The organism is Pseudomonas sp. PvP100 (assembly GCF_017833055.1).
Taxonomy (GTDB): domain Bacteria; phylum Pseudomonadota; class Gammaproteobacteria; order Pseudomonadales; family Pseudomonadaceae; genus Aquipseudomonas; species Aquipseudomonas syringae.
This window is the reverse complement of record NZ_JAFIBO010000001.1, coordinates 1,456,175-1,480,581: the sequence shown is the minus strand read 5'-3', so window position 1 is coordinate 1,480,581 and position 24,407 is coordinate 1,456,175. Positions and strand designations below refer to the sequence as shown.

At 60.0% G+C, this 24,407-nt stretch carries 24 protein-coding genes; 5 read left to right on the top strand and 19 right to left on the bottom strand.

Translation table 11 applies throughout. The features are described from left to right. Positions 1 to 4 precede the first annotated feature (4 nt). From JOE39_RS06510 to lexA, 5 genes are read right to left on the bottom strand one after another with little or no spacing between them, the layout of a single operon-like run. Positions 5 to 856, bottom strand: a complete 852-nt coding sequence (locus JOE39_RS06510) for a DUF1989 domain-containing protein (RefSeq protein WP_057445434.1) — start codon at positions 854 to 856, stop codon at positions 5 to 7. A gap of 55 nt (positions 857 to 911) precedes the next feature. Further along, a complete protein-coding gene (locus tag JOE39_RS06505) occupies positions 912 to 4,007 on the bottom strand; it encodes an error-prone DNA polymerase (protein WP_210077668.1) in 3,096 nt (1,031 codons plus the stop codon). Then, on the bottom strand, positions 4,004 to 5,434 hold the full coding sequence (locus JOE39_RS06500; RefSeq protein ID WP_029573439.1) for a DNA polymerase Y family protein: 1,431 nt from the start codon (positions 5,432 to 5,434) through the stop codon (positions 4,004 to 4,006). Before JOE39_RS06500 ends, JOE39_RS06505 begins: the two co-directional genes overlap by 4 nt. Before the next feature lie 7 nt (positions 5,435 to 5,441). Next, the gene (gene imuA / locus JOE39_RS06495; protein WP_024663571.1) at positions 5,442 to 6,062 is read right to left on the bottom strand and encodes a translesion DNA synthesis-associated protein ImuA; all 621 of its coding nucleotides are present in this window, start codon (positions 6,060 to 6,062) and stop codon (positions 5,442 to 5,444) included. Continuing rightward, positions 6,062 to 6,679, bottom strand: a complete 618-nt coding sequence (gene lexA / locus JOE39_RS06490; protein ID WP_004417811.1) for a transcriptional repressor LexA — start codon at positions 6,677 to 6,679, stop codon at positions 6,062 to 6,064. Before lexA ends, imuA begins: the two co-directional genes overlap by 1 nt. A 204-nt stretch (positions 6,680 to 6,883) precedes the next feature. Here lexA and JOE39_RS06485 point away from each other — a divergent pair, with 204 nt between their 5' ends. After that, positions 6,884 to 7,879 carry an aldo/keto reductase gene (locus tag JOE39_RS06485; protein WP_017279438.1) on the top strand — a complete coding sequence of 332 codons (996 nt, stop codon included), beginning with the start codon at positions 6,884 to 6,886 and terminating at the stop codon, positions 7,877 to 7,879. 19 nt (positions 7,880 to 7,898) lie between these two features. Here JOE39_RS06485 and JOE39_RS06480 read toward each other — a convergent pair whose 3' ends face one another. Further along, complete coding sequence (locus tag JOE39_RS06480) at positions 7,899 to 8,585, bottom strand: hypothetical protein (RefSeq protein WP_010411880.1); 687 nt, start codon at positions 8,583 to 8,585, stop codon at positions 7,899 to 7,901. 620 nt (positions 8,586 to 9,205) lie between these two features. On the opposite strand from JOE39_RS06480, the gene JOE39_RS06475 reads away from it, so the two are divergent. Genes JOE39_RS06475 through JOE39_RS06465 form a run of 3 tightly spaced genes read left to right on the top strand, consistent with a single transcriptional unit; the run spans position 9,206 to position 11,778 of the window. Continuing rightward, a complete protein-coding gene (locus JOE39_RS06475; RefSeq protein WP_057445433.1) occupies positions 9,206 to 10,216 on the top strand; it encodes an aliphatic sulfonate ABC transporter substrate-binding protein in 1,011 nt (336 codons plus the stop codon). Beyond that, positions 10,213 to 11,061 (top strand): ABC transporter permease, encoded by an 849-nt coding sequence (locus tag JOE39_RS06470; protein ID WP_017279441.1) that lies wholly within the window; start codon positions 10,213 to 10,215, stop codon positions 11,059 to 11,061. Before JOE39_RS06475 ends, JOE39_RS06470 begins: the two co-directional genes overlap by 4 nt. 3 nt (positions 11,062 to 11,064) lie before the next feature. Beyond that, the gene (locus JOE39_RS06465) at positions 11,065 to 11,778 is read left to right on the top strand and encodes an ABC transporter ATP-binding protein (RefSeq protein WP_017279442.1); all 714 of its coding nucleotides are present in this window, start codon (positions 11,065 to 11,067) and stop codon (positions 11,776 to 11,778) included. Between the two features lie 6 nt (positions 11,779 to 11,784). Here the strand turns inward: JOE39_RS06465 and JOE39_RS06460 are convergent, their stop codons facing one another. Further along, positions 11,785 to 12,864, bottom strand: coding sequence for a polyamine ABC transporter substrate-binding protein (locus tag JOE39_RS06460; RefSeq protein ID WP_017279443.1), 1,080 nt, complete (start codon positions 12,862 to 12,864; stop codon positions 11,785 to 11,787). Between the two features lie 390 nt (positions 12,865 to 13,254). Between JOE39_RS06460 and JOE39_RS06455 the strand changes: the two genes are divergently transcribed. Then, positions 13,255 to 13,521: a DUF1652 domain-containing protein gene (locus JOE39_RS06455; RefSeq protein WP_003319126.1), complete on the top strand. Its 267-nt coding sequence runs from the start codon at positions 13,255 to 13,257 to the stop codon at positions 13,519 to 13,521. 10 nt (positions 13,522 to 13,531) lie between these two features. On the opposite strand, the gene JOE39_RS06450 is transcribed toward JOE39_RS06455, so the two are convergent. The 12 genes from JOE39_RS06450 to JOE39_RS06395 form a co-directional block, all read right to left on the bottom strand. Then, the gene (locus JOE39_RS06450) at positions 13,532 to 16,024 is read right to left on the bottom strand and encodes a UvrD-helicase domain-containing protein (RefSeq protein ID WP_210077670.1); all 2,493 of its coding nucleotides are present in this window, start codon (positions 16,022 to 16,024) and stop codon (positions 13,532 to 13,534) included. 129 nt (positions 16,025 to 16,153) lie between these two features. Continuing rightward, positions 16,154 to 17,077, bottom strand: a complete 924-nt coding sequence (locus JOE39_RS06445) for a sugar kinase (RefSeq protein WP_210077672.1) — start codon at positions 17,075 to 17,077, stop codon at positions 16,154 to 16,156. A 26-nt stretch (positions 17,078 to 17,103) separates the two neighbouring features. Continuing rightward, positions 17,104 to 18,306: an amino acid deaminase gene (locus tag JOE39_RS06440; protein ID WP_210077674.1), complete on the bottom strand. Its 1,203-nt coding sequence runs from the start codon at positions 18,304 to 18,306 to the stop codon at positions 17,104 to 17,106. Between the two features lie 16 nt (positions 18,307 to 18,322). Next, positions 18,323 to 19,087 carry an IclR family transcriptional regulator gene (locus JOE39_RS06435; RefSeq protein WP_003317643.1) on the bottom strand — a complete coding sequence of 255 codons (765 nt, stop codon included), beginning with the start codon at positions 19,085 to 19,087 and terminating at the stop codon, positions 18,323 to 18,325. An 80-nt stretch (positions 19,088 to 19,167) separates the two neighbouring features. Then, positions 19,168 to 19,554: a RidA family protein gene (locus JOE39_RS06430; RefSeq protein ID WP_210077676.1), complete on the bottom strand. Its 387-nt coding sequence runs from the start codon at positions 19,552 to 19,554 to the stop codon at positions 19,168 to 19,170. Positions 19,555 to 19,594: 40 nt separating this feature from the next. Then, positions 19,595 to 20,380, bottom strand: a complete 786-nt coding sequence (locus tag JOE39_RS06425; RefSeq protein WP_003345505.1) for an amino acid ABC transporter ATP-binding protein — start codon at positions 20,378 to 20,380, stop codon at positions 19,595 to 19,597. Continuing rightward, positions 20,377 to 21,039: an amino acid ABC transporter permease gene (locus JOE39_RS06420; protein ID WP_003304383.1), complete on the bottom strand. Its 663-nt coding sequence runs from the start codon at positions 21,037 to 21,039 to the stop codon at positions 20,377 to 20,379. The genes JOE39_RS06425 and JOE39_RS06420 overlap by 4 nt, the downstream gene beginning before the upstream one ends. Positions 21,040 to 21,048: 9 nt before the next feature. Continuing rightward, positions 21,049 to 21,711, bottom strand: a complete 663-nt coding sequence (locus tag JOE39_RS06415) for an amino acid ABC transporter permease (protein ID WP_003345502.1) — start codon at positions 21,709 to 21,711, stop codon at positions 21,049 to 21,051. Positions 21,712 to 21,774: 63 nt separating this feature from the next. Beyond that, positions 21,775 to 22,626 carry a transporter substrate-binding domain-containing protein gene (locus tag JOE39_RS06410; RefSeq protein ID WP_003416527.1) on the bottom strand — a complete coding sequence of 284 codons (852 nt, stop codon included), beginning with the start codon at positions 22,624 to 22,626 and terminating at the stop codon, positions 21,775 to 21,777. Positions 22,627 to 22,979: 353 nt separating this feature from the next. Next, on the bottom strand, positions 22,980 to 23,339 hold the full coding sequence (locus JOE39_RS26265; RefSeq protein WP_003395591.1) for a hypothetical protein: 360 nt from the start codon (positions 23,337 to 23,339) through the stop codon (positions 22,980 to 22,982). A gap of 48 nt (positions 23,340 to 23,387) precedes the next feature. Continuing rightward, entirely contained in the window at positions 23,388 to 23,831 is a 444-nt protein-coding gene (locus tag JOE39_RS06400; protein WP_003369485.1) for a hemerythrin domain-containing protein, read from the bottom strand. A gap of 115 nt (positions 23,832 to 23,946) precedes the next feature. Beyond that, positions 23,947 to 24,372 (bottom strand): DUF3830 family protein, encoded by a 426-nt coding sequence (locus JOE39_RS06395; protein WP_003420688.1) that lies wholly within the window; start codon positions 24,370 to 24,372, stop codon positions 23,947 to 23,949. Positions 24,373 to 24,407 lie beyond the last annotated feature (35 nt).

Genomic DNA, 24,407 nt, shown 5'->3' with positions numbered 1-24,407 from the left:
GCAGTTATCGCTCCCAATCAGCCTTGGCGATTTGCAGACCGTGCAGGCCGTTATAGGCCGCGCGCTCGGGAGACTGCCAGCCGTCCAGCAGCGACGCGTCGAGGTCATAGATCTCGATGCCCAGCGGCCGGCAGACGCTCAACGGGTCCTGCGCATCAGGCCCCCACATCGGCAGTGACAGGTCGCCACCCGGACAGGTCGACAAGGCGCACAGCAGGTCGATTTCCGCGAAAAACTCCAGATAGTCGCCCTTCTGCGCGGGGCAGGCTTTCATGAAATAAAGGTCGTCATGGTTCAGACCGGTGCACTGAAAGATGTTCAGCACATCGTGCACATCGAACTCGGTCAGCCCGTGCGGCAGCACTGCGCGGGTCAGGTTGGAATGGCAGTGATGGTGAAAGTCTTCGCCGGTCAGCATCTTGTTGACGTAGGGATCACAACGCGTGCCGAGCAGGTCATGCAGGCGGCCGCCGTGCTCGTCGGTTCCGTAACTGGCCAGACTGTCATCGGTGATGGTTACCATTGGCCGCAAAAACGGCAGGTTCGACCACAACCGGTCATGGGTGCTGACATGCGCACCCTGCAACTGCCGCGTGCGCGCAGCCCACAGGCGCTCGCGGGGGTCGTTGGCGTTCCAGACATTGAAATCGCCGACTTGCGGGCCCGACGGTGTGGTGACCCGAAACACCTGACCGGCCTTGACCTTCCAGGCCCGCCCGGTACGAATCGGTACTTCGAACTGTTCGACGAGGGTGCGTTGCTGCGCATTCGTGCGGATGCGCTCATAAAAGGCAATGTCGACTTGCAGCGCCGCGCCTTTGCTGACCTGGTAAGCGGCTGGATAGTCTTTGTACATACTGGGCTTCTCGGTGGCAGGATGTACCGGTTGATACTGCAAATTACAGGCCCGATTACTGGAAATCCCGGCTGCGCACATCCAGCCCGGTGAGCAACGGCGTCAGGTCATACAGGCGCTGGGCAATCAGGTGCCGCACCCCGCTTTTCGATTCCAGTCGCCCGAACACCTGCAGCAATTGCGAGCCCACCAGCACCTTGCGCTGACGCTCGGCCAGGTCGCGCCAGACCACCACGTTGACCATGCCGAACTCATCTTCAAGGGTGACGAAGGTTACGCCACTCGCAGTGCCCGGTCGTTGACGACCAATGACCAGCCCCACCACGCTGAGGGTCCGATCGTTTTCCAGGCTTAACAAGTCTTGTGAGCTGCGAAAGCGCTTGGCAGCCAGTTGCCGACGCAGCAAGGCCAGCGGGTGTGGGCCCAGGGTGGTGCCCAGCGTTGTGTAGTCGGCCACCAGGTCTTCGGCCACGGTCGGCAGTGGCAAGATCACCTGGGTTTCTTCGCTGGGCAGGTCGTCGAACAGCGGGCGCTGGGCCTCAACTCCGGCCACTTCCCAGCGCGCCCGGTGCCGATGGCCGATCAGACCGCGCAAGGCACCGGAATCCGCCAGGGCTTCGGCGGCGCGCGAGTCAAGCTCGGCGCGCAACGTCAGGTCCGTGGCATCGACAAACGGGCGTTTCGCGCGCGCGGCTTCGATGCGCAAGGCATCGTCTTCACGAAAGCTGCGGACCATGCGCAGCCCGAGACGAATCGCCAGATTACGCGTGCGGTCAGGATGATCGAGCGGCTCCAGCGAGCAATCCCAGTCGCTGTAACGCACATCCACCGGGCGAATTTCAATGTGATGGCGGCGTGCGTCCTGCAACAGCTGATCCGGGCTATAGAACCCCATCGGCCAGCTGTTGATCAGTGCGCAGGTGAACGCTGCCGGTTCATGGCACTTGAGCCAGCAACTGGCGTAGGTCAGCAAGGCGAAACTGGCGGCATGGGATTCGGGAAAACCATAACTGCCAAAGCCCTTGATCTGTTCGAAGATCCGGTCGGCAAAGTCCGCTTCATAGCCGTTTTTCAGCATGCCCGTGCGCAGCCGTTCGCGATGCGGCTCGAGGCCGCCGTGACGTTTCCACGCGGCCATCGCGCGACGCAACTCGTCCGCTTCGCCCGGCGTGTAGTCGGCGGCCAGAATGGCCACTTCCATGACCTGCTCCTGGAACAGCGGCACACCCAGGGTGCGCTTGAATACGGATTCAAGCTTGGGCGGATAGGTGACCGCCTCTTCGCCATTGCGCCGCCGCAGGTACGGGTGAACCATATCGCCCTGGATCGGCCCTGGCCGGACGATGGCGACTTCGATGACCAGGTCGTAGAATTTTTCCGGTCTGAGGCGCGGCAGCATGGCCATCTGCGCACGCGACTCGATCTGGAACACGCCAACGGTGTCGGCCCGGCTGATCATTTCGTAGGTTTTCCGGTCGTCGCCCGGAAGACTTGCCAGGGTCCATCGTTGGCCACGGTGCAAATGCACCAGATCGAACGTGCGGCGCAAGGCACTGAGCATGCCCAGTGCAAGAATGTCGACTTTCAGCAGGCCGACCAGATCCAGGTCGTCCTTGTCCCACTGGATGATGGTGCGGTCGGCCATTGCGGCGTTCTCGACCGGCACTAGCGTTTCAAGCGGGTGTTCGGAAATCACGAATCCCCCCGGGTGTTGCGACAGGTGCCGGGGAAAACCGATCAGTTCGCCGGTCAGCGCCAGCACGCGCTTGAGGATCGGCGTGTCGGCATCGAAGCCGTATTCGCGCAAGCGTTCAGGCGACGGCAATGAATCGCTCCAGCGGCTGAAGGCTTCGGCCAGGGCATTGATCTGGTCTGGCGGCAAGCCCAGCACCTTGGCCACGTCACGCATCGCGCCGGAACCGTGATAAGTGCTGGCTACGGCCGTCAGCGCGGCCCTGCCCCGGCCATAGCGCCGAAAGATGTACTGAATGACTTCTTCGCGGCGGTCATGCTCGAAATCCACGTCGATGTCCGGTGGCTCGTTGCGCTCTCTGGAGATGAAGCGCTCGAACAGCAGGTTGCTCTGTTCCGGGTTCAGTTCGGTGATCCCCAGCGCATAACACACTGCCGAGTTGGCCGCCGAGCCGCGTCCCTGACAAAGGATGTGCTGGCTGCGGGCAAACTCGACGATGTCATGCACGGTCAGAAAATAGCTGTCGAACTTCTTTTCCGCGATCAGCGCCAGTTCCTTCTCGACCTGCGCACGGGTGGCCGGTGTCAGCCCGCCCGGCCAGCGCCTGCGAACACCGCGCTCGGTCAGTTCACGTAGCCAGGACGTAGAGGTCTGGCCCTTGGGGACCAGCTCATGCGGGTATTCGTATTTCAAATCGCCCAGGTCGAACGTGCAGCGCCGGGCAATACGCACCGACTCGGCGAGCAGCCAGTCCGGGTAATGCTCGCTGAGCGCATCCAGTGGCCGCAAATGGCGCTCGCCATTGGCAAACAGCAGATGACCTGCCTCGGCCACTGTGGTGTGGTGGCGGATGGCAGTCATGGTGTCCTGCAGGGCACGCCGGCCACGCGCATGCATGTGCACATCGCCACTGGCCACTGCCGGAATACCCAGCGATTGCGCCAACGCCAGCAGGTCGGCCAGCCGCTGCTCGTCATCCGGGCCACGGAGCAGCCCGACACCCAACCACAGGCGCTCGGTAAATCGCTCACGCAACCAGCGTCCGCCCGCCAGACAGGCTTGAGCATCCCCGTCGAGGTCCGGCAGCCAGAGGGCCAGCAACCCGTCCGGCGCAGGCTCGAAGTCTTCGCGCAACACGCGGTATTCACCTTTTTTGGCCCTGCGGCGCGCGACCGTGATCAGTGTGCACAGCGCCTCATAGCCTGCCTGGTTTTCCACCAGCAAGACGACTTTCGGGCCGTTTTCGATGTGCATTTCGCTGCCGACGATCAACGGCAGACCGGTGCTTTTTGACGCCTGCCAGGCGCGTACGATGCCGGCCAGGGTGCACTCATCGGTGATTGCCAGCGCCTTGTAGCCATGGCGCACCGCCCGTTCAAACAGTTCGCGTGCGCTCGAGGCACCCCGCTGAAAGCTGAAGTTGGACAGGCAATGCAGCTCGGCGTATTCGCTGGTCATGCGAACCAGCCATGCAGCAGCAGTTCACCCTGCTCGCCAACCGCGCGATACGCCCAGGCGCGTTGGCCACTGGCGGTTTCGACCAGGTAATAGTCGCGGCGCACATCGCCGCCGTCCCACCACCCGGATTCGATTCGCTCGGGCCCGGCCACTATGCGGGTCGCCTGTACCGGCAGTGGCTGAGGCTCGCGCAGCAGCCAGCCCGGACGCGTGAAGCCTCTGGCAGGCAGGACCGGTTTGCTGCTGCTGTGCGCTTGCCAGGCACATTCGGGACGATAGTCGGCCTGGGCGCGCAAGCCATTGACCGACTCGTCACCCAGACGCGCTCGCAGGCGCTCGCGCAGTTGCTCCCAGGGCAAGGTCTGCTGCACGCGCTCATCGAACAACTGACGGTGCGCCGGGACGAAATCCGGCAAGTCTCGCGCCAGCAGGCGCACGGCACGTACCGGCGACGCGACCAGCACCTGCTCCAGCCTGCCGCGTGCCAGCTCGAAGAGCATCGACGCATCGCGCTCGGCGCTCAGCAGCCCGACTGGTACGACAGTCTCCGGCACGACGGTTTCCGGCCCTGGCACATGCTCGAGGTGCAGGGAAAATCGCTGCACACCGCTGTCGCGTCCGGCCAGGAACAAGACCAGATCGGCGATCAGCCGCTTGAGCGGAAACAACAGGGCCTGATGGGACTCGACATCGAAATTCAGCTCGATGCGTACATCGAAAAAGTCCGGCGGCGTGTAGCACTCCAGCGCCACGGGGCGCTCGCCGAGCAAGGTGTCGAGGTGCTGCAGCACGCTGGCCGGAAACCGCCGTGCCAGCGTATCGCGGGGCAGCGCCAGCACCTGCCGCACACTACGCAGCCCCATGCGTGTCAGGGCGGTAGCGGTTTCGCGGCTCAGCCCGATGCGTTCCAGTGGCATCTGCTCCAGACGGCGACGCAATTCATGCGGACAGTCGATGCTCAGCCCGTCATGCATGTTGGCCAGCATTCGCGCGGCTATCGGGTTGGGCGCGACCACGATGCGATGGCGAAAACCCTGCGTGGTCAGCTCTTCACGCAAACGCGCCTCGAACACCGGCCAGGGGCCGAACAGCTTGAGGCTGGATTCGATTTCCATCAGCAGCACCCTCGGGTACTTGAGGCTGACATTGGAACTGAAACCGTAGGCCCAGGCCGCGAGCAGTTGCTGCAAATGCTCGATATCGGCCGGGTCATGCTCGATCGTGGTGAAGTTCGGCACCAGCGCCTGTGCTGCGGTCAGCGACTGCCCGGCTTTCAGACCCAACGCACGCGCAGCCGGATTGACGCTCTGCAACACGCGACGTTGAGCGCTGCCGCTGATCAGCGCCAGCGGTTCATCGGGGTTGCCGTGACGACGCATGACGCCGTCCAGCGCCAGTTGCGGCAGCAAGACACAGGCCCAAAGCATAAGAACCTCAAGCGTCGGTCGGGAACGGAATGGGGAAAGGCGGCGCAAGTCCGCCTCGGCATTTGAGCACCCGCAACTGTGCGGGACGGGTATCGAGCGCTATGCGCAGGGCCGCAGGTGAAGGGTTGGCGGCGGCCTGCTGCGGGCGACAGGCAAAGGCCAGGGTCTGCCCGGTTTCGGCCGCCACCTGCAAGCGTCGCAGTGCACGGTCATCGACCATGCCGGGCCAGCACACGACCGCGCCACAGCTGCCGGAGCGCAGGCATTGCTCGGCGGCCCACAGGGCATCGCGGGGACTCGCCTCGATCACCACCAACTGGCGCAGATCGACGCCGGCGGACAGCCACGCCTGTGGGTAAGGAATATAAGGCGGTGCGACCAGCACAATGCGCTCGGCGATTGCGGAAAGCCGTGCCAGACTCGGCCATAGCAGGCGCAGTTCGCCGCTGCCATTGGCCGGAATGAGGATTTCAGTCAGGGCCGCAGCAGGCCAGCCGCCGGTGGGCAAGGCAGCGTCCAGCAACGCGTGGCCACTGGGCTGCGGGCTGACCTGTGGCGCGCTCTGCTGACGCCCTTTCCAGACCCTGCGCTCATCCAGCAAGGCGTCCAGGCTGACCACCGCGCCCATCATTCGCGACGCACCAGCCCGCAGAACACGCCTTCGATGGCGAAGTCCTGATCGGGCGTAACGATGATTGGTTCATAGGCCGGGTTGCGCGGCAACAGGCGTATCTGATCGGCGCGGCGTTGCAGGCGTTTGATGGTCACCTCGCCGTCCAGACGGGCAACCACGATCTGCCCGTCACTGGCCTGCGGGTTACGGTGCACGCCAACCAGATCGCCATCGAGAATACCGTCCTCGATCATCGAGTCGCCCTGCACACGCAGCAGGTAGTCCGGCACACGGGTAAAGGTGCTGCGGTCCAGGTGCAGCGTGGTGTGTATATCGAGATCAGGTCCGATCGGTACGCCCGCCGCCACGCGCCCCAGTACCGGGATTTCCAGTAATTCGGGCCGTGGCTCAGTGTTCAGCAGGCGAATGCCCCGTGCCTGATGAGGGACGACTTCGATCAGCCCGGCTTCAGTGAGGGCCACAATGTGTTTGCGCGCCACGCTGCGTGAAGCAAAACCGAAAGCCTCGGAAATTTCCGCCAGGCTCGGTGATTGCCCCTGCTGCGCGATGCGATCGCGGATGAAGGTAAGGATAGCGCTGCGTCGAGGAGATAATGTGCTCATGGAGTACATTTGTACTCCATTCGGCATTGTGTGACTAGCGCGCTTTGTCGGATTCAAGAGGCGCTGTGTTGCATGCCCCACGACAGGCGATGCACACCGCTATGGGCGACATTGTTTGGATTTCAACAACAGTGAAATAAGAAACACCCGGTTTATTGAGCCCGGCAAAGAGGCGAAACTCGACCGTTCTTTCAACGATCAGGAGCACTCATTGTGATCACGCGCCAATTGGGTAACCACGGTCCGCAGGTTTCTGCCCTCGGGCTGGGCTGCATGGGAATGTCGGACTTCTACACCACTGGCATCGACGAAAAGGAATCCATCGCCACCTTGCAACGCGCGCTGGAGCTGGGTGTCAGCTTTTTCGATACGGCGGACATGTACGGCCCGTACACCAACGAAGCCTTGCTTGGCCGTGCCCTCGAAGGCAAGCGTGAAGGTATCTACCTGGCCAGCAAGTTCGGCATCGTGCGTGGTGACGACCCGCATGCACGTGGCGTCAATGGCAGCCCGGCGTACATTCGCCAGTCCATCGACGCCAGTCTGAAGCGGCTGAACACCGATTACCTTGATCTCTATTATCAGCACCGCGTCGACCCCAACGTGCCCATCGAGGACACCATTGGCGCCATGGCCGAACTGGTCAAGGCTGGCAAGGTTCGCCACATAGGCATCTGTGAAGCCAGTGCAGCGACCATCGAAAAGGCCCACGCGGTGCATCCATTGGCGGCCGTGCAGAGCGAGTACTCACTCTGGTCACGCGATCCGGAACAGGATGGCGTGCTTGCCACCTGCCGTCGTCTGGGCATTGCCTTCGTGGCTTACAGCCCGCTCGGTCGGGGGTTCCTGACCGGCGAATTGCGCACCCCGGACGATTTCGCGGCCGATGACTATCGTCGCTTCACCCCACGGTTCCAGGGCGAAAACTTCAATCGCAATCTGCAATTGGTCGAGAAGGTAAAAACACTGGCTACGGCCAGGGGCATCAGCGCATCACAACTGGCGCTGGCCTGGGTGCTTGCCCAGGGCGAGGACATTATTCCGATCCCAGGCACCAAGCAGCGCAAGTACCTGGAAAGCAATGTGGCCGCAGCTTCATTGACGCTGAGTGCCGATGACCTTGTCCAGCTGGAAGCGATTTTCCCGGCCCAGGGGTCGGCATCCGGGGAGCGTTATAACGCGGCGTCGATGAAGTCGCTCAACGGCTGAAAACCGTTGCGGTTCGACATCAGGTCGCTTCAGGGCAGGTCTGGGTGCCGTTGTCGAGGCCCTGCTTTTGATTCTTGTAATCGAGCGTGGCTTTACCATCGACCCATTTCAGGGTGACGACAACCACTGAGTCGAAATCGTCGTTTGTCCAGTCATCCAGCAGATTGATGCTCTTGCCGGACGCCTCTTCAGCAACCTTGTTGATCAGCTCCGGCAGGTAGCCGTGCGACCAGGCGGTGTAGATGACTGCGTTGTGGTACTTGTCCTGCATCAGTTCATCGGCCAGGTCTGCGGTGTCATTGGCACCGAAGTCGAGGTTGACGGGCAGACCCAGTTTGATTGCGCTGGGGCCTACCGTCATCAGCGGACGAACATAGCTGTAGGACTGGTCGCCCTCACCCTCTTCCACATGTCGGCTCGGGTTGGCAGCGAAAATGAAATCAGCCTTGCCGAATTCTCTGGGCAGGACTTCCGACAATTCTATCGCCCGATTGAGCCCCTGGCAGTTCAGTTGACCCAGCCCCATGGCCGGCTTTTCGGCGTGACGAAGGAATACCAGTGTCTGGGTACCATTCTTGGGTTCTGCATGGACGCCTTTGCCCATGGTGAACAAGACCAGGGCAGAAGCCACCAGCACGGAGGGGAAGAAGCACCACGCGAGCCGGTGCTGAAGTCGGGTGAGGGAAGGCATTTTCGGCATATTCATTATTTTCTGAGTCCGGTGCGCATTTGAAAGGGGACAGCCATCTGGCTGGTGCGAATACGCAGGCTTATGCAGCTCGCCCTGGAAATTTCTGCGGATCAGTCAAAAAGGGTCACGCGCGAATCTTAGGCTCTGTACGAAAAGTGGCTGCGCTCGGTGATGCTTCGTTAAAAACAGGCTCGGAATGCTCATTTACAACACGTAGACTCCGCTTCCTCGCCTGTTTTTGCCTCGCCTGACCTTCGCTCGCCGACTTTTCGTACAGAGCCTAGTGCGCACATGTTTCGAAATTAAGAATGTGGACGATTAAGAGTGTCAAAAAACGATTCTGTTGCAATGCCGGCAAAAAAAATCGTCTGACAAACAGAGAAAATGTCAAAAAATCGTCGAAAGAGGAGTCATCAGACCTGACTGTTTGCCTGGCAACAGCCATTCAACAGACCGTTGTCAGATCAACATCACGGACGCCGGAAAGCCGCGTAAAACCCTTGAATTCAAGCACTCTGGTGTTTGGCATAGAGCGTGCAATATTCCTTTTCTGAATTTCACGCCCTGCGAACTGCCTGTTTTGGAATATACCAACCGGTCGCTGCGGCTCTAGTTTTCCTGACCTGGATGCCACTATGCCACAACCCCCCGTTTCTTTTCGGTTGCTGTCTCCCCGCGCGCTGATTCGCTGGATGGCGAGCACCTGTGTATTGGCGTTGAGCCTCAACGGTGCAGTTGAGGCCGCCGAGACCGCGCCTGCCGAAATCCGTCTGGACTACGCCTACTATTCGCCGGTCAGCCTGGCGCTCAAGCATTTTGGCTGGCTGGAGAAAGCCCTGCCGGATGCGAAAGTCACCTGGGTGTTGAGCCAGGGCAGCAACCGCTCGCTGGAGTACCTGAACAGTGGCAGCGTCGACTTCGCTTCGTCGGCCAGCCTGTCTGCGGTGCTGGCCCGAGCCAACGGCAGCCCGATCAAGTCGGTGTATGTCTACAGCCGGGCAGAATGGACGGCGCTGGTAGTGCGCAAGGATTCGCCGCTGCAATCGGTTGCCGAGCTCAAAGGCAAGAAAATAGCCGCCACCAAAGGCACCGACCCTTATCTGTTCACCTTGCGCGCGCTGCAGAAGGCCGGGCTGAAAAAGGATGATGTCGAGCTGCTGCACTTGCAGCATCCCGATGGGCGCACAGCCCTTGAAAAAGGTGACGTAGATGCCTGGGCAGGGCTTGACCCGCACATGGCGGCCAGTGAAGTACAGTCCGGCTCGCGCCTGCTTTACCGCAACAGGGACTTCAACAGCTATGGCGTACTGAGCGTCACGGAAACCTACGCCAAGGAACATCCACAGGCGATCAGGACAGTATTGAGCGCTTATGAACAGGCTCGAGAATGGGCAGTGAAAAACCCTGATGAGCTGGCCAGGCTGCTGGCGACCGAGTCGGGCCTGCCGCTGGAAGTCGCCAGGCTGCAATTGACCCGCACAGACCTGAGCAACCCGCAACTGAGCGCGCAAGACGCCGAGGCGTCCAAGGCCGCAGCGCCGATTCTGGTCGCGGAGGACCTGGTGCGCAAGGGCGTCAATGTCGAGCAGGTCATCGATCAACTGATCACGCCTGAGTTCTCCAAAGCCGTGATCGCCACACCATGACCAGCCGCAACAAGTCGTTGCCTGCCTCAGCGCAGGCAACGGTGCCGGACAAGGCCAAACGAACGCTTTGGCAGCGCTACAGAGCACCACTCAAGGGTCTGGTAGTACCGGCAGTGATCATCGTCCTGCTGGAAATGATCGTCCGCATCGGTTGGCTGCCTGCCTATCAGATGCCAGCACCCAGCGAGATCGTGCTGACTCTGCGCGACCTGGCGGACGGTGCGTTGTGGAAACACATCAGTGCCAGTCTGTTGCGTGTGCTCAGCGGGTTTGCGATCGGCGCGAGCCTGGCCCTGGTGTTTGCCGCGTGGGTGGGGCTCAGTCGTGAGGCAGAGGCGTATCTGGAGCCGACATTCGCCGGCCTTCGCTCCATTCCGAGTCTGGCGTGGGTGCCGCTTCTGCTGCTATGGCTGGGCATTGGCGAGACATCGAAAATCGTGCTGATTGCCATTGGTGCGTTCTTTCCGGTGTATCTAAACGGCGTGGCCGCGATTCGAGGCATTGACCGAAAGCTGGTGGAAGTCGGCCAGATGTATGGTTTGAGCCGCTATCGCCTGACCCGGCGCATTCTTCTGCCCGCCGCCCTGCCCGGCCTGTTTACCGGTTTGCGCAGCGGCATGAGCCTGTCGTGGATGTTTCTGGTGGCCGCCGAGCTGATCGCGGCCACCAAAGGCCTGGGCTACCTGCTCAGTGACGGGCGCGAAACCTCGCGCCCGGACATCGTGCTGGCGGCCATCATCATTCTGGCGACCCTGGGCAAACTCAGCGACGGCCTGCTGGCAAGCCTGGAAAAACGCTTCCTGGCCTGGCGCGATACATTCAACGGGCAAAGCCGTGAGGGTTGATACATGCCGGAATCACTGATGGATATACGCGTCGAGCACAAGGCGTTCGCGGGCAATACCGTGCTGCACGGCATCGATCTGTCGCTGCAGTCAGGTGAAATCGTCAGCCTGCTGGGCCCCAGCGGCTGCGGCAAAAGCACGCTGTTGAGGATTGTCGCCGGACTGGAGCAGGACTTTCGTGGTTCGGTGCAGCGTATTCAGGGCGAAGTGGCGTTCGTGTTTCAAGAGCCGCGCCTGATGCCCTGGCTGACCGTCGCACAGAATATCGGTTTCAGTGACGATGACCGCTACGACCGCCACTGGGTCGGCCAATTGATCGAAGAAGTGGGCCTTTCCGGTTTTGCCGACGCCTTGCCCAAAGCGCTGTCAGGGGGCATGGCGCAGCGCGTGGCTATCGCGCGCGGCCTGTACTCGCACCCGGCGGTGTTGCTGCTGGATGAGCCGTTCAGCGCAGTCGATGCGTTTACCCGGATGAAGCTTCAGGACCTGCTGCTGCAACTGGCCGCGCGCCACGCCATCACCCTGTTGCTGGTGACTCATGATGTCGACGAGGCGTTGTACCTGAGCGACCGCGTGCTGGTGATGGGCAGCCGTCCCGGCACAATCACCCACCAATTGCCGGTCGGGCTGCAGACGCCGAGGGATCGTCGCGATCCACTGCTGGCCCGCTTGAAAGCTCAGGCGCTGACCGAACTGCAGCAGACCCATGTCATCTGAACAGCGTTACTTGTCGGCCCTGAATGTGTCCCAGAGCTTCTCGCGCAACGTATCGATAGTTTCGGGGACCTGAGACATCACGAACAGGCGGCTCAACATATCGGCGTCCGGGTATACCGTGGTATCGGTCCACAGGCCTGGGCCGATAAGCGCGTCTGCCTTTTCATTGCCATTGGCGTAATGCACGGTATTGGTGATATTGGCGATCACTTCGGGGCGCAGCAGGTAATTCAGGAACGCGTAGGCACCCTTGGTATCGGTGACGTCAGCCGGGATGGCGGCCATATCGAACCACATGGGCGCGCCCTCCTTCGGAACGACATAATCGATGGTGAAGCCATTGCCTTCTTTCTGCGCCTGCTCCTGAGCCTGGGAAATATCCCCGGAATAGCCCACCGCGACACAAATCTTGCCCTTCGCGAGGTCGGCGATGTAATCGGCAGAACTGAAATTGCGTATGTACGGCCGCACGCTGTCCAGTACCGCCTTTGCCTGGCGGTAGTCGTCAGGCACTTCGCTGTGTGGCGGCAAGCCAAGGTAATTCAAGGTGATCGGCAGCAGAGCCGGCGCGCTGTCGAGAAATACCACACCGCATTGGGCGAGCTTTTTCATGTTTTCCGGCTTGAGCACCAGATCCCAGGAATCGAGCGGTGCATCCTTGCCGAGGATGGCCTTGACCTTGGTTGTGTCATAGCCGATGCCGGTACTGCCCCACAGATAAGGGAAGCCATGCTGATTACCGGGATCACTGCCCTCCAGCGCCTTGAGCAGGACCGGGTTGAGATTTTTCCAGTTGGGCAACTGCCGCTTGTCGAGGGTTTTGAGCAGCCCGTTCTGGATTTGTCGTCCCATGAAATGAATGGACGGAAAAACCACATCGTGACCGGAGTGGCCAGCCAGCAGCTTTGCGTTCAGCGCCTCATTGGTTTCAAAGGTTTCGTAAGTGGTCTTGAAGCCGGTGGCGACTTCGAAATTCTTCAGGGTGTCCGGCGCTATATAGTCCGTCCAGTTGTAGATATTGACCGTCTCCGCCGCGTGACTGGTCGAGGCCAGCAACATCAGTGCGGCAAGGGAGTTTCTCAGCATGTGCGGTTCCTCGGGTCAATAGCGACAGCTTGCCCCAGACCCGGCACGAAAACCATCTTCGTCACGGCAAATTCATTCCATTGAAAGGACTTGCGGCAGCGGCTCGGCAAATGCATGGAGCGTGCCCATTAATACCTTCTAATGACACCGGTCATATAATTGATTTTTTTGTGCTGCGTCATAAAAAATTTTTCCAGAACGGTGCTGGCAAATGCTATTTTCAGTGTTCGTCAGACCGCTCAGCGATCCTGCTGGAAAGCAACTTGACCGACCGATGATGCGCACCGCTGGTCATCGTCTCGTCATCTCGGCTTTACCGGACGCATTCTGGCTGTCTGCCTACCCATTGGAGCAAGGGAAGTGCTCGATTGATTCAGGTGGGCCATCGTCATGACTAAAGTCACATTCCCCAATGCATGCCAACTGATGCGCTGGCACTTCCACCCCGTTGGCTTTGAAGCCTCGATGGATGCGCCAGGGAGCATGATTGCGCGACTTTTCGACCGTGCCAGCGGTGAAACCGTGGTCGCCATTGCCGGCCTGCCCTGTTCTACGGTGATGAATGCCGCAGACGTGGAGCGCATCATCGAAGCCATCGAGGATGAGCTGGAGTTATTCGGCACTCATACGCAACGACAGATCGCCGGTTTTATCTGACATGAACGCCTCAGCCGACACGAGCCTTGTTGCGCAGGTCTTCGAAGAAAGGCTTGTCGCGGGCAATCCGGTCTGACGCTTTGGGCATCTGAACAGCGTCTCCTGAAGTGGCGCTTTCATCGATATACCAATAACAGTGCCGCGCCGAACGAGTAATGGCGACATAGGCCAGACGCAAGACTTCATCCTTCTGTGCCGTATCGAATGGCTGAAGATCATTCGTATCACCCAGCCCTGCCAACCGGTAAACCTGATTCTTGTAGGGCGAGACGGTCAGATGCTGACAATCGCCCAGCAAAAATACGGCATCCGCCTGCAAGCCCTTGGAACTGTGGTACGTCAGCGTTCTGATGCGACGGTTCTGCGCGCCATTTGCCGAATCGGCGTCAATCAATGCCTGCAGACGCGCCGAGAAGCGCGCCTTCTCGCTGCTCTTGCGGTACAGCAGCAGGATCGAGTCGCCATCGTGGTAATGCTCGGCGACCCGCTCGGCAAGCTCGTCCTCATCGCGATCCAGTACCTTGACCGGCAGCAGCTCCTGAAGCAGGCCGCTGGCGCGGGCCTTCTTGCCCGGAATGGCCGGAGCCGCCCGGACAATATGCTCGGCGGCGTCGATGATGTGCTGATGACTGCGGAAGTTGTCACTGAGCATGACCCTGGTAGTCGCCGGGGAGGAAAACTCCTTTGCGAACTCCATGAAGTACTTCGGCGAACTGCCGCGCCAGCCGTAGATCGATTGCCAATCGTCACCAACACACAGCAGCGACGAGTGCTGAGCGATGCGGCCTGTGTGCAATGCCGGACCACGACGCCTGATTTCGCGCAGGCTTGCGCGTAGCCATGACACGATCTGCGGCGAGACATCCTGGAACTCGTCGATCATCAAATGCGCGAGAGGTCTGAGCATCGGGTCACTGACGTGCTTGAGGTTCTCGGGAGACGTTTCGCCGAACAAGGCAAACATGCGGTTGTAGGTCATGATCGGCGGCGATTGAGCCAGCAGGTGCGTTTCGAAGGCTTTCCAGAACAGACTGAGCGCTTCGAAGAAGAAACGGTCCGGGTCATCGCTGGCAAAACTCATCTCGGACACGGCGCTCGGCACATCCAGCCCGAGGTTCTCGATAAAGCTGGCAGCCGTGACAAAACAGTCCAGCAAGGGTGCCGCACCGAGCTCGCCCTTGACCCGGTAGTCGAATCCGGGCCCCGCGGCGGCTTCCCCTGCCAGCGATTGCAAAACCTCGCTAGCCGACTGGTAGTTATCCATCCATATCAATGGCTTACTGCAGAAAGCTTGAAACAGGGTGCGCTTTATGACGCCTTCTGCCCACACCGGCAATTTGGCGCCGGGCCGCTTGAGTTGCTGATCCTCACTGGCATCAAGACCCAGCACGACCCACGCATCCAGCTCGGCGATATAACCGTGAAATGAAAACGAAAAACCATTTATTTCAACAGCTTGGCGCATGGGTTCAATGCCCTTTATAGGCCAGGCGCCGGCGCGAATCCATAAATCCTCAACCGTGTCGCACCACTCTTCATCGCGTTTCGAGGACAGCTCGGTCACCGCGACGCGTTTTTGCACATCAGGGTGATCGCGGTCCAGCTCCTTGAGCTGCAGGGCCTGGCGATACAGCGGCGCCATGACTTCGCGAAAACGCTCGTTACCGGCGTACAGATCGCGATAGCAGAGATTGAGTTGCTGGCGCTGCGCATCGTTGATACGCAAGTCGAAGGGGTTGCTGTCCACCTCTTCCAGCCCGGACGACTGGCTGCTCAGGTTCTCAAACGCGCGCAGTTGCTCAAACCCCGGCAGGCTGCGCACCAGCGGCAGAATGCGCGAATGGAAGGTGCGTACCAGCTCGCGCGCCTGCTTTTGCTCCAGCACATGCCCCCACAGGGCCATGACGTCGATCAGTTTGCTGATGAAGTCCTTGCGCGACTCACGGGTAAAGGTCACCACCGTCATGGCGTTCAGTTCGAAGCCCAGGTAGTGATGCAGCAGCAGAATCCGCAGGACCAGCGACGTGGACTTGCCCGCGCCTGCCCCGGCAATCACGTAGGTAGACGGCGTATCGCTGAAAATCATCTTCCACTGCGCCGCGCTGGGCTGGGCATGTGCGGGGAGTTTTTCGGCGACGTCGGCCTTGATGCGCTTTTTCAGCTCAGGCGTAAGCGCCAGCCGCCAGTCGTCGAACAAATGATCGTCGACCTTGGGGCCACGATGCCGGGCTGGCCGGGTATCGTTGATGACCAGCACCTGACGGCCCGACTCCTGGCCATCCAGATAACCCTCTTCATAGCCTTCACGCACGCCTTCGATGTGGCCGTTCAGATAACCGTCGGCATGCCCCTGCGACCATGAGGGCGCGTGCTGCGAGCGCAGTCCGGTAAGACCACGCCCCATCAGCCGCGCCAACAGGCGTCGAAAAAACGGCAATTGCCGGGGCGGTACAAGGTCGACATCCAGGTCATGAGGAAGCGCAGAAGGCAGGTCGTCAGGCACGCAGACTCCGGTGGTGGGCTCGCAGGCGAAAAGGTCGCCTATGGTGGCCGGATTTTCGCGCAGGTTCCAGCGAAATGCTTGTCTGTCAGTGTGTTAGCCGATCAACTGCATGTTCCTTGGCAAGTGCCATCAGACTGGCATGACCGACTTGGGTACCAGCGCGCCTGGATGCTGGATCACGATACTGGCCAGGCGATGCCCTGCTTCCGCCGCCTGTAGCGGGTGGGCACCCGTGAGCCGGGCCGCGAGATAGCCGGCACTGAAGGAATCACCCGCAGCCGTGGTATCGACCACACGCTCGACCTTCTGCGCTGCGATTTCGAAACGTTCGCCGCCAGCCTCTACGAGGCAACTCTGCGCGCCACGCTTGACGATGATTTCACCGATGCCGCGCCCGCGATAGGCGGCCAGCAGCTGTTCGCTGTCGGCATAGCCATACAGTGCCTGCTCGTCGTCTTCGGTCAGCAAGGCCAGGTCTACATGCTGCAGACACGCAAGGTAGGCTTCGCGGGCCTGCTCGACACTGGCCCACAGCCGCGGACGATAGTTATTGTCGAAGGCGACCCTGACTCCGCGCTGACGCGCACGCGCCAATGCCTCCAGCAGTCTGGCACGCCCCTGCTCGCCAAGCACTGCCAGGGTGATGCCACTGAAATACAGCACGTCATAGCTGGCCAGCGCTGCCAGGATAGGCTCGGCCGCCGGGGTCATGAAGCAGTCCCGCACGGCAGCTTCGTTGCGCCAGTAGAGAAAGCGCCGCTCACCATTGGCGTCGGTCTGGATGCAGTAGAGTCCCGGCAAGCGTCCGGGCAGGCGCTGCACCTTGCCCAGACCGATGCCCTCGTCCGCCCAGATCCGGCACATCGCATCGCTGAAGCTGTCGTCACCCAGTGCCGTGACGTAGTCGACCTTGGCACGCTCACCCAGCAATCGGGAAAGGTAGACCGCCGTATTGAGCGTGTCGCCGCCGAAGCTCTGGCGCAGGCTGCCATCAGCATGCTGTTGCAGTTCGATCATGCATTCGCCGATCAGGGCGACCCGTGGAAGGCTCATGTGAAGATACTCCTGCAAATACTTATCTAGAAATACGTACTGAAAGGTTCTATCACCCGCAGATCATTATCCACCAGGCAACCTGAACGCCACTTGTCGAACGTCAAACACGGGTGCGAGGTGCCGAAGGAAATGATATCGCCGACCTTCAACTCACATCCGGGTGCGACAGTCATGAATGCGTGCTGGTCCATGACGGCCGTCACCTTGCAGGTGCTCACATCGTCGCCAGCCGATTGCACGCCTGGCTTGTAACGCAGCAGCGGGTTGGGCAACCCGGCGTCGTAGGCCACGTCGCGCTTGCCCATGGCAATCACTGCAAAGCCCGGTTCCGGCATGGATTGCACATGCGCCCAGACTTCCAGGGCCGGGCGCAGCGCTTCGCTCAATTCGGCGCGCCGATCCAGCACGCAACACTGCGCGTCCTTGTAGATGCCGTGGTCATGCACCACATAGCTGCCAGGTCGCAGCACGCTGAGGAAGCGCTCGCGAACAGCCTGGGCGTCGAATGCTTCGGCGATCAGGTCATACCAGGCAGAGCCGGACGCAGTGACGATCGGGCGATCCAGAGCGAAGGCGCCCTTGTCCTGCAGGTCGACAGCCAAGCGCACCAGCGATGCGGCAAAGGCCTTGATGCCTTGGATGGCGTGGTCGCCGTGGATGACGCCCTCGTACCCTTCAATCCCGGTCAATGCCAGCGCCGGTTGAGCCAGAACAGCGTCGGCCAGCGCCAGCACCTGTTCTTCGCTACGGCAGCCGCAGCGCCCGCCGGGTACGCCGTATTCGATCATCACGTTCAAACGCAGGCCACGCGCAGCGAAAAACTCGCCCAGCGCGGCGACATTGTCCGGATGGTCGACCATGCAGTGAAACTCGAACATGGGGTCAGCCAGCATGTCGGCAACGATTGCCATGTTCGGCGCACCGACCAACTGGTTGGCCATCAGCACCCGGCGCACGCCATGCGCATAAGCGGCCTGCGTCTGGACTGCCGTGGCGAGGGTCATGCCCCATGCGCCCGCGTCCAGTTGCCAGCGAAACAGCGCGGGCACCATGCTGGTTTTGCCGTGCGGTGCCAGCTCTGCACCGCTGTCGCTGACAAACTGCTGCATCCAGCGAATATTGTGTTGCAGCGCGTGATTATGAATCACCAGTGCGGGCAGGCTGACATCACTGACCAGGCTGTCACCCGGCTGCGCAGTACCCTTGTCCATTACGGCGGTGCTCATCGGTAATCTCCTGCGTTTATTCATTGATACGCCGAGCCAGGCCATTGGCGCTGTCGATCAGCACCCGCCGGTAGTCGTCGTAGTGGGTCTTGGCGTCGGCACGCGGCGCGACGATGCACAGCGTGGCGATGCACTGACCGTGTTCGTTATTCACGGGGGCGGCGAAGCAATGGGTGAAGGTGTCAGCCACGCTGTTGAAGGAAAAGAAGCCCTCCTCGCCGGCTTTGCGGATTTCCCGAAGAAAGGTCTCCAGCGGCAGACGTTCGCCACCCGGCAGAATGAAATCGTCGGGGTCGATCAGGTCGATGATTTGCTGATCGCTCAAGTGGCTGAGCAAAAGACGCCCGGACGCCGTCCATGGGATGGGCGCGTTTTCGCCGATGTCCGAAGAAATCCTGAAATGACGCTCACCCTCCTTCATCAGCGCCACGGTGTATTTGCGGCCATTGAGCAGGCACATCTGCGCAGTTTCCCGCGTCTGGCTGACGATCTCGCACAGGCAGGCTTCGGCCTCGCGAGTGAAATCGAAGTGCCGCAAGTGTGCCTGCCCCAGGAAATACAACTGACGGCCAAGATAGACATGCCCGTCCTTGCCCACTGTCTCCAGAATCCGCCGTTCCAGCAACGATGCCACCAGCTCGTAAACCGTCGATTTGGGGCTGCCGATCCCGCTGGCAATCTCATTGGGGCGCATGGGCCTGGCCTTTTCCTTGAGAAAATCCAGGATATCGAACGCCCGGTCCAGTCCACGTGCCCGGCGCTTGATAGTGTCTTCGGTCATGAGGCTCATTCCTTGGGAAAGCGGCAAGCCAAAAGCCTCAGGTGATCGGGCTTCTGGCTTGCAACGTGTGGCTGCACGTGCTATTTGCGCTTGTAGGCAATACAGTCGATTTCGACCTTGCAGTCGACCATCATGCTCGCCTGAACGCAAGCGCGTGCCGGTGCATACTCGGGGGTGAAGTACTCACCGAACACCTTGTTGAAACTCCAGAAGTCCCGTGGGTCCTCCAGCCATACGCCGACCCGGATCACATCCTTGAGCGCATAACCGGCCTCCTCAAGAATTGCGATCAGGTTGCGCATGGTCTGATGCGTCTGCTCGACGATGCCGCCGACGATGATCTCGCCATCCTGCGCAGGTACCTGGCCGGAAACGTGTAACCAGCCGTCAGCCTCGACTGCGCGAGCGAATGGGCGTGGCTGGCCGCCTCCTGCTGTGCTGCCAGCGCCATAACGGGTAATAGTCATGAGTTTTTCCTTGTCTTGAAGCATTAAACGTAATGAAGGTTTAAAAACGGATGTTCTTGAGAAACTCGCTCAAGCGCGCCGACTTCGGCTGTTCGAACAAGGCCTTGGGTGGCCCCTGCTCTTCGATGCGGCCCTGATTCATGAACACGATCTGGTCCGACACTTCGTAGGCGAAACGCATTTCGTGCGTCACCAGCAGCATGGTCATGCCCTCCTCGGCCAGATCCTTGATGACGCTCAGCACTTCGCCCACCAGTTCCGGATCGAGTGCCGAAGTGACTTCGTCAAACAACATCAGGCTGGGGTTCATGGCAATGGCACGGGCAATCGCCACACGCTGCTGCTGGCCGCCGGACAACTGACCGGGGAAGTGATTGCGCCGCTCCAGCAGGCCGACCCGGTCCAGCCACTTTTCGGCCAGCGCAACGGCCTGATCCTTGGGCATCTTCTTGACCTTGAGCAAACCCAGGGTGACGTTCTGCAAGGCGCTGAGGTGCGGAAACAGGTTGAATTGCTGGAAGGCCATGCCGGTCATTGCCCGGTGTTGCGCGATCAGACGCTCCGGATGGCGGGTGCGCTTGCCGTCTACGTTGCTGTAACCGATGTCCTGCCCCTCTAGACGGATATGCCCGCCCTGAAACTCTTCCAGCAGGTTGACGCAGCGCAGCAAGGTGGTCTTGCCCGAACCGCTGGAACCGATCAGGGTCACGACATTGCCTTTCTGCATGCGCAGATCGACACCCTTGAGCACCTCCACTGCGCCGTAGGATTTATGCAGGCCCTCGATGCTGAGCAGCGCCGGGCCGGGGTTATGAGTCTGTGTCATGGCAATGCCACCCGTTTTTCGATTTGCCGCCCAAGAAGCTCGATGGCGTAGTTGATGAGAAAGAACAGGAAACCTGCAAACAGGTAAAACTCCAGGGTCATGAACGTGCGCGCAATCACCTGTTGGGTGCTGAGCAGCAGTTCAGCCACACCGATCACCGAAAGCAGCGTTGACGCCTTGACGATCTCGGTCGAGGAGTTGACCCAGGTCGGCAGGATCTGGCGCATGGCCTGAGGCAGCAACACATAGCGCAGCGACTGATTGAAGCGCAGACCGATGGCCTTGCCGGCTTCCAGTTGGCCACGGGGAATGGCCTGCAGGGCGCCACGCACGATTTCCGAAACGTGAGAGCCGCAAAACAGCGTCAGGCCTATTGCGCCGGCCTGAAACGCGCTGATCTGCCAACCCAGCGCCGGCACCATGTAAAAGACCGCCAGCACCAGCACGAACACCGGTGTACCGCGAATCAGATCCACATAGAGGCGGATCGGCAAGCGGGCGAAAAAACCGCCGTAGGTCAGCACCAGACCGGCCAGCATGCCGATCAGCGTACCTGCGGCAATCGCCAGCGCCGAGCACTGGATACTGGTCAGAAAGCCTGACCAGAGTACTTCCCGCGCATTCCACAATTCCTGCAGCCAGCCAGGGGGTTGATACATGACAGCCTCCTAGCGGCGAATCGCCAGACGTTGTTCGAGGGTGCGCAAAAGCAGAGCGATCACGTAGCAGGCCACCACATAGAGTGCAGTGGTCACCAGCCAGGTTTCGATCACCCGGTAGCTTTCGACGTTGATCTTGCGCGCGTAATAGGTCAGCTCCGGCACGGCAATGGCGGCCGCCAGCGAGGTGTCCTTGAACAGCGAAATGAAGTTGTTGGAGAGTGCCGGCAATACATTGCGCAGCATGACCGGCACGATGATGTAGGCCCGCACCTGCCATTCGCCCAGACCGATCGCCAGCCCCGCTTCGCGCTGTCCCTTGTGGATGCTCAGCAGCCCGGCACGGAACACTTCGGTCAGATAGGCACCGGCGTACAGCGACAAGGTGACGATGAATGACGCCAGCTTGTCGAGTCGAATACCCAGCCCGGGCAACGCGAAATAGATCAGCAGGATCAACACCAGAATCGGCGTGTTGCGCACCACGGTCACGTAGATCGACGCGACGATACGCAACGCCTTGTAACGTGACAGCAGCGCAAATGCGTTAGCCAGCCCGATCACACAGCCAATCGCGATCGAGATCAGGGCCAGTTCCAGGCCAAGGCCCAACCCCGCCAGAAGACTGGGGAAGTCGCGCCATACAGCATCAAAATTCAATTGGTAATTCATGCTTGCCCGTACCTGGCAGGGAACGCCCGAGGGCCCGCCCTGCCGCTGAAGGTCAGAGTGGACTTATTTGTATTCCATCGGAAAACCGATTGCAGGCACCGGCAGATCGACACCGAACCATTGCTTGAAAGACGCCGCGTAAGCCGGGAACTCGACACCGGTCATGGCTTCATGCAACGCGGTGTTGACGAAGTTCAGCCAGTCCTGGTCGCCACGCTTGACCGCGCAGGCATAGGTTTGCGGGCTCCAGGCAAAGGCAGGCGAACGGTAGCGGCCAGGGTTCTGCACCATCAGGTATTTGACCGAAGACTGATCGGTGGCCGCTGTATCGGCACGCCCGGAGTTGATCGCCTGGTACATCAGGTCGACGCTGTCGTACTGATCGACCTTGGCCTTGGGCAGTGCCTGGTGCACCAGCTCCTCGGCGTACACGTTTTGCAGTACGGCCACGGTCACATCGTCACCTGCTGCCTTCAGGTCATCGATTTCCTTGTACTTGCTATTGGCAGGCAACAGCAGCGCCACACCCTCGCGGTAGTACGGCAGGGTGAATGCCACCTGCTGTGCACGACTGGCGGTCACGGTGATGAACTGGCAGCTGATGTCGACCTTGTCGGTCAGCAGGTTGGGAATACGTGCATCCGAGGACTGCACGACAAACTCCACCTTGCTCGGATCATTGAACAGGCCCTTGGCGATGATTCTGCCAATGTCGATATCGAAGCCCTGTAACTTGCCGTCCGCGCCCTGGAAGTGCCACGGGGCATTGGTACTGCCCGTCCCTACTACCAGATTGCCACGTTTCAATACTGCATCCAGCTTGCTGCCTTCGGCTGCCTGCACCGTATTGGCCAGCATGAATGAGGCTGAAAGAACAAAGGCACAAGCTTTCACAAAGGAAGGTCCGCGATGCATGACTTAAACTCCGCCGAAGTATTCGTTATTCCGCTATAGCGGATATAGGTATGTAACAACGGAATAGACAGCAGAAAGTGTGCCATAGAGGACGCACGGAGGACACTCCATGAAAAAGTCGAAACAAATCAACAGACTGGAATTTGGGCTTGAAGCGGGACAGCGGGGACGAAGCCCGCAGGTAACGCTACCGATTGTCACATTTGAGTGGTATGGCCCCACTCTTGTGCGCATGCGCTGTTATCGGGCGTGGAGTATCAACGTAAATCAGCCAGAAGCACGAGCACAAAGAGCGTCCAGAACGGCGTTCCCACGCTGGCGTGGGAACGAGAGGTGTCGAATGGGGAAGAGACTCAAAGACAGGTAGCAATGGCCGCAGAGCGCAACGCGGCCTGAGCATCGCCTTGCGGAGCATAGAATTCAACGGCTGTGGTCGGGCCTTTGCCGCGCACGTCGGCGAAGTAGGTCGATTCAGTGGTAAACACGGTGAAGCCGCCGCCGGACAGGTCATGCAGGAACACGTCAGTAGACGTGCCGAACATGGCTTCGTTCTGCCAGGTCACCTGAATGCACTGGGCAACGGCAGCATCCTGCTTGGCGCTCGACAGGACCTTGTAGGGTCCTGCGGCACGTGCAGAACTGGAAGGCGCTGCACACCCGGTCAATACGGTTGCCGCAATCACCGCCGCGCTTGTCAGAAACAGAAACTTCATGTCATGCCTTCGCTGATAAAAAGTCGATTCTAGCACTGCACCGCGCTATCAACCTTCAGCCAATTGCTCTTCGTATTCCTTCACGTATTCGCCGGCCAGACTCTGTTTCTGCTTTTCGTCGAGCAGTTTGCCCGCCATCTGGAAGAACTTCTGCTCTTCTTCCTTCAGGTGGTGATGCACTTTTTCCGACAGCTTTTTCGCAGTGGCCAGCCAGGCTGGACTGGACATTTCGGTTTCATCGAGCTCTTCCATCATCTCGTCCATCTCGTGATGCTCGGAAATGGCGTGACGGCTCAGGTCCACGCCATTGTCGTGGGCCATCAGAGGGATGTAGAAAAACCGTTCTTCGGCCGTTTCGTGGGCCTGCAGTTCTTCCTTGAGCTGTTTGTAGGCCTTCTCGCGTTCGGCGCTGTCGCCGCTGGTCTGGATCAGGGCATCAGCGTAGCTGCGTTGACGATCATGGCTTTCGCGCAGGGCTTCGAAAATATTCAAGGTCATGTCTCCAGGTCGGCTTCCGGGAGCTGGAAGCATCGTGGACTAGACCCCTGGCGAAGATCAGCAGTTCCAACAAATACTTGCAAATGCCTATCGCGCAATAGCGGCAGACTCAAGCCAGTTCGAAAACCACCTCCTGAGCGCCTTCCCACAGTGTCTTCACGCCCAGTTTGCGCAGGTTTTCCTTGCCCTGGGTAATGGTCAGGAAATGGTTGCCCGCCAACTGCCCCATCTTGCTGGCGAAACAGCACGAGCCGTAGGCAAGGATAATCTCGGTTTCGCTGTAACCGCCCGGGTAGAAAAGAATGTCGCCCACCGAAGGATGGCTGGTTGCGTTCTCGAAGCCGATCAATGTGTCATCCAGCTTCAGTTGATAATCATCCAGCGGCACCCAGCAACCCTCGCCGCTCCAGCGCACATGGATGAATTTCTGCCGATAAGGCAGCAGCTTGAGAAACGCTTCCACCGTTTGCGGCGCATCCGGATGGGCTTCGGCGAGAAACTCATATCCGCCCGCGGTAATTTTGATGGTGGTCACTTCGACGACTCCTTAACAGGCAACAAGACTCACTA

Bases quoted from the DNA above. Each gene is read 5' to 3' on its own strand.
- JOE39_RS06510 (WP_057445434.1), bottom strand. From the start codon at position 856: ATGTACAAAGACTATCCAGCCGCTTACCAGGTCAGCAAAGGCGCGGCG.
- JOE39_RS06505 (WP_210077668.1), bottom strand. From the start codon at position 4,007: ATGACCAGCGAATACGCCGAGCTGCATTGCCTGTCCAACTTCAGCTTT.
- JOE39_RS06500 (WP_029573439.1), bottom strand. From the start codon at position 5,434: ATGCTTTGGGCCTGTGTCTTGCTGCCGCAACTGGCGCTGGACGGCGTC.
- imuA (WP_024663571.1), bottom strand. From the start codon at position 6,062: ATGGGCGCGGTGGTCAGCCTGGACGCCTTGCTGGATGAGCGCAGGGTC.
- lexA (WP_004417811.1), bottom strand. From the start codon at position 6,679: ATGTACTCCATGAGCACATTATCTCCTCGACGCAGCGCTATCCTTACC.
- JOE39_RS06480 (WP_010411880.1), bottom strand. From the start codon at position 8,585: ATGAATATGCCGAAAATGCCTTCCCTCACCCGACTTCAGCACCGGCTC.
- JOE39_RS06475 (WP_057445433.1), top strand. From the start codon at position 9,206: ATGCCACAACCCCCCGTTTCTTTTCGGTTGCTGTCTCCCCGCGCGCTG.
- JOE39_RS06470 (WP_017279441.1), top strand. From the start codon at position 10,213: ATGACCAGCCGCAACAAGTCGTTGCCTGCCTCAGCGCAGGCAACGGTG.
- JOE39_RS06465 (WP_017279442.1), top strand. From the start codon at position 11,065: ATGCCGGAATCACTGATGGATATACGCGTCGAGCACAAGGCGTTCGCG.
- JOE39_RS06460 (WP_017279443.1), bottom strand. From the start codon at position 12,864: ATGCTGAGAAACTCCCTTGCCGCACTGATGTTGCTGGCCTCGACCAGT.
- JOE39_RS06455 (WP_003319126.1), top strand. From the start codon at position 13,255: ATGACTAAAGTCACATTCCCCAATGCATGCCAACTGATGCGCTGGCAC.
- JOE39_RS06445 (WP_210077672.1), bottom strand. From the start codon at position 17,077: ATGAGCCTTCCACGGGTCGCCCTGATCGGCGAATGCATGATCGAACTG.
- JOE39_RS06440 (WP_210077674.1), bottom strand. From the start codon at position 18,306: ATGAGCACCGCCGTAATGGACAAGGGTACTGCGCAGCCGGGTGACAGC.
- JOE39_RS06435 (WP_003317643.1), bottom strand. From the start codon at position 19,087: ATGACCGAAGACACTATCAAGCGCCGGGCACGTGGACTGGACCGGGCG.
- JOE39_RS06430 (WP_210077676.1), bottom strand. From the start codon at position 19,554: ATGACTATTACCCGTTATGGCGCTGGCAGCACAGCAGGAGGCGGCCAG.
- JOE39_RS06425 (WP_003345505.1), bottom strand. From the start codon at position 20,380: ATGACACAGACTCATAACCCCGGCCCGGCGCTGCTCAGCATCGAGGGC.
- JOE39_RS06420 (WP_003304383.1), bottom strand. From the start codon at position 21,039: ATGTATCAACCCCCTGGCTGGCTGCAGGAATTGTGGAATGCGCGGGAA.
- JOE39_RS06415 (WP_003345502.1), bottom strand. From the start codon at position 21,711: ATGAATTACCAATTGAATTTTGATGCTGTATGGCGCGACTTCCCCAGT.
- JOE39_RS06410 (WP_003416527.1), bottom strand. From the start codon at position 22,626: ATGCATCGCGGACCTTCCTTTGTGAAAGCTTGTGCCTTTGTTCTTTCA.
- JOE39_RS26265 (WP_003395591.1), bottom strand. From the start codon at position 23,339: ATGAAGTTTCTGTTTCTGACAAGCGCGGCGGTGATTGCGGCAACCGTA.